A 3,808-nucleotide genomic window follows, 5' to 3' on the forward strand; every position below is an offset into this window, starting at 1 on the left:
AAGTATGCATAAAGCCTCAGACAGCTCCTTTCCTATGGTACTCATAATAGCTTTATCTTCCGGCTGTCTGATTTTATAAAAATCAAATGTATGATGAGTACATGCAATAATCTGTCCTACACTGTCTGTAAGAGTTCCATCCAGATCAAAAACAACTGCCTTTAGATGTTCTTTTATCTTTGAAAAACACTCAGCCCTTACAATGTCACGGGCTCCATCAATATGAGAGTAATCTGACATTTAATTAACCTTGGTTGCTTAATTTTCTGAATGTTTCAAGGGCCTGTTCAAGCTCATCTGGCAGCGGTGCTTCAATTTTTAGTAAAGAACCATCTTTTGGATTTTTAAAAGTAATCTTAAATGCATGCAGAAACATTCGCTTTAAACCAATGGATCTTAAATAAGCATTAAACTCTTTGTCACCATATTTTTCATCTCCGCCGACAGGATGCTTTACATATGCTGTATGCACACGGATCTGATGAGTTCTTCCTGTATGAGGCATTGCAGCAACTAAAGTTGCACCTTCATAGCTCTCAACAATTTCAAAACCTGTTGATGAAGGATCACCTAGTTTTCTGTTTACTTCAACCATTCTTTCGCCAGAGCGCAGCTCATTTCTGATAAGAGGGGCATCAACAAGCTTTATTCTTCTGTCCCACTTACCAGGAACCAATGTTAGATATCTTTTTTTGACAACTCTCTGTCTGAACTGCTCATGAAGGTTTCTAAGAGCAGATCTTCTTTTTGAAACAATAAGACAGCCTGATGTCTCCTTATCAAGACGGTGGGCCAGCTCTAAAAAGCGTTCTTCTGGCTTTAGAGCCCTTAATGCTTCAATAAGACCAAATTCAATTCCACTACCACCATGAGATGCAAGACCTGCCGGCTTATCGACAACTATCAGATCTTCATTTTCAAAAAGGATCCTGTCTTTTAAGTCTTGTACAAGATGAAGATTAGATGATGGTATAGTGACAGGACCTTCTGTAACAGTTACAGGAGGAATTCTTATGATATCTCCCTGTCTTAACTTGTAAGATGGAGAAACACGTCCCTTATTTACTCTAACCTCACCTCTTCTCAAGATTCGGTACAGCATGCTTCTTGGCACACCCTTGAGCACTCTTGCTAGATAATTATCAAGTCTCTGACCATCATCATTCTCGGTAGCTTCGTTATAAGTTACTGATTTTGATACAACCTTTTTTTCTGACATTTGCCTATCCTAAATTATTTTCTTCGCGCATTTTATCAAATTTCAATCAAGTTTTCTTAATACAGATCTTTGCTTTTGCTGATGTCGCAGTTCAAATTTTTTAAAATTGCCATAAGAATAAGGTCTTTAAAGTGATTAATTCTAAAAAAATATGGCATAATACACTCACGGGTACGGTAACCGCTTTGTTCATGGTTTCTGCTCGTTATTAGTTAATCGTTCGTCTGCGGGGGATGCCTCGCGGCAGATTGGTGGTTCTTACAAAAACAGAATACTGAATCTGAGAAAGACGTTGATTAAGGCTGCCTTGTAAAGCCCCCTCCTTTATGAAGGTGATGGCGCGTTTTTACAAAGGTGTAATAAAAACTTGTTCTGTAGACAAAGGGCTATGGCAGGAGTCATTTTTGGCCCTAGATTAGACTATTGTTTTTACAGACCTTACAAAAGGGAATTTTCTCGTGAAGAGAATGTTAATTAATGCAACTCAGCTTGAAGAAGTTCGTGTTGCTCTAGTTGATGGTCAGAAGCTGTATGATCTCGACATTGAATCCCCACAGCATGCAAATAAGAAAGCTAATATCTATAAAGGTACTATCACTCGTATTGAACCAAGCCTTGAGGCTGCATTCGTTGACTACGGTGTAGAAAGACATGGCTTTCTTCCTTTAAAGGAAATTGCAAGAGAGTACTACCCTGCAGGTACAAATTTTAATGACCATGCACAGGTACGCTCTGCACTTAAGGAAGGTCAGGAAGTTATCGTTCAGATTGAAAAAGAAGAACGTGGACTTAAAGGTGCTGCCTTAACTACCTTCGTTTCCCTTGCAGGTTCTTATCTTGTTCTAATGCCAAACAACCCAAGAGCTGGCGGTATCTCACGTCGTATTGAAGGTGAGGATCGTACAGAACTTAAGGCTGCACTAAAAGGACTTACTGTACCAGATGGAATGGGCGTTATCGTTCGTACTGCAGGTGTTGGCAAGAGCGCAGAAGAATTAGAGTGGGACTTATCAATCCTAACAAAATTATGGACAATGATTAAGCAGGCAGCTCAATCACGTCCAGCTCCTTTCTTAATTCACCAAGAATCAAATATCGCACTTCGCGCTATTCGTGATTATCTACGCCCAGATATTGGCGAAATCCTTGTAGACAGTCAGGATGCATACAAGCAGATCCTTCACTACATTGAGCTTGTTCGTCCAGAATTTGCATCTAAGGTTCATCTGTATAACGGTGATATCCCTTTATTTAGCAAATTCCAGATTGAGTCTCAGATTGATACAGCTTACCAGCGTGAGGTAAGACTTCCATCAGGCGGTGCCATCGTTATCGATCCTACTGAGGCTTTAACATCAATCGATGTTAACTCTGCAAAGGCTACTAAGGGTGGTGACATTGAAGAAACTGCTCTTCAGACTAATATTGAAGCTGCTGAAGAAATTGCACGTCAGTTAAGATTAAGAGACGTTGGTGGTCTTGTGGTTATCGATTTTATCGATATGAGCCCTCTTAAGAATCAGCGTGAAATAGAAAACAGAATGCGCGAAGCTGTTCGTCAGGACAGAGCAAGAATTCAGTTCTCAAGATTATCTCGCTTTGGCTTACTTGAAATGTCCCGTCAGAGATTAAGACCATCTCTTGAAGAGACAAGCTCTCATGTATGTCCAATGTGTAACGGTCAGGGTACCTGCCGTGATTCTTCATCTCTTGCTCTATCTATTCTCCGTCTGATTGAGGAAGAGGCTCACAAGGAGAATGCTGGTGACGTATTTGCTATCGCATCAGTTGAGGTTGCAACCTTTATCCTTAACGAGAAGAGAGCTGCACTTGCCGCAATTGAAGAGCGTACAAAGACCAGAATCACCATTATTCCTGAAAAGACATATATGCCACAGGAATATCAGGTTAACCGTTGCATCCAGACTCCTCTGAGCAAGGAAAGCAATATCAATTCTCTTGAGGTTTTAAGAGATCTTGACAAGGAAAACCGTCAGAAATCTGAAAATTTCCTTGAAAATCCAATGCTCAAGAAGATCGTTGATAATGCTCAGTCAAACAGAGAGTCAAGCGATACTCCTGCAATCAATGCAGATATTCTTTCTTCAACTATCTCTACTCCTAAGGTTTCATCTAAGAAGCAGAATAAGAATCAGAAGAAAGCCAAGGATAACAGCCCTTCACTTTTATCCTCTGTAATGTCATTCTTCGGTTCACTGTTCTCATCAGATGAAAAGAAAGAGCCTGTTCGCAACAAGAATTCTAAGAATTCTAAAGGCAAAAACCGTAACAACCAGCAGAATAAGGCTGACAATGCAAAGCGTCAGAACAAAGGCAAAAACGGTAAGAATGAGCGTCCTTCACGTAATGAGAAGAACGAGCGTACTAATGAGCCTAAAAACAAAAAACAGGATCAGGAAAAAGATCAGGTAAAAGCACAAAAGCAGAATAAGCAGCGTCAGAGCAAAGCTTCAAACATTGAAGAAAATCAAAATGCCGTAAGAGAGCCAAAACACAAAAAGGCTAAAGCTGAAAATGATCAGGCAAAACCTGTTGCAAAGCCACGCCGTATTGGTACTCCTGCTAAGG

General features: G+C 40.2%; 3 protein-coding genes. 1 reads left to right on the plus strand and 2 read right to left on the minus strand.

All coding sequences use genetic code 11. From position 1 onward, the window contains the following. The coding region (locus ACJML3_RS06905) for an HAD family hydrolase (RefSeq protein ID WP_406021821.1) at positions 1-240 on the minus strand (240 nt) is incomplete at its 3' end. 4 nt (positions 241-244) lie between these two features. Beyond that, positions 245-1,219 (minus strand): 23S rRNA pseudouridine(955/2504/2580) synthase RluC, encoded by a 975-nt coding sequence (gene rluC, locus ACJML3_RS06910; protein ID WP_288135365.1) that lies wholly within the window; start codon positions 1,217-1,219, stop codon positions 245-247. Between the two features lie 467 nt (positions 1,220-1,686). Between rluC and rne the strand changes: the two genes are divergently transcribed. Then, positions 1,687-3,808 (plus strand): ribonuclease E (rne, locus tag ACJML3_RS06915; protein WP_406021824.1); only part of this gene is annotated, 2,122 nt, incomplete at its 3' end.

This window comes from Succinivibrio sp., assembly GCF_045124615.1.
GTDB classification, from domain to species: Bacteria; Pseudomonadota; Gammaproteobacteria; order Enterobacterales; family Succinivibrionaceae; genus Succinivibrio; species Succinivibrio faecicola.

Coding starts and splice junctions, on each gene's coding strand:
- rluC (WP_288135365.1), bottom strand. CDS start 1,219: ATGTCAGAAAAAAAGGTTGTATCAAAATCAGTAACTTATAACGAAGCT.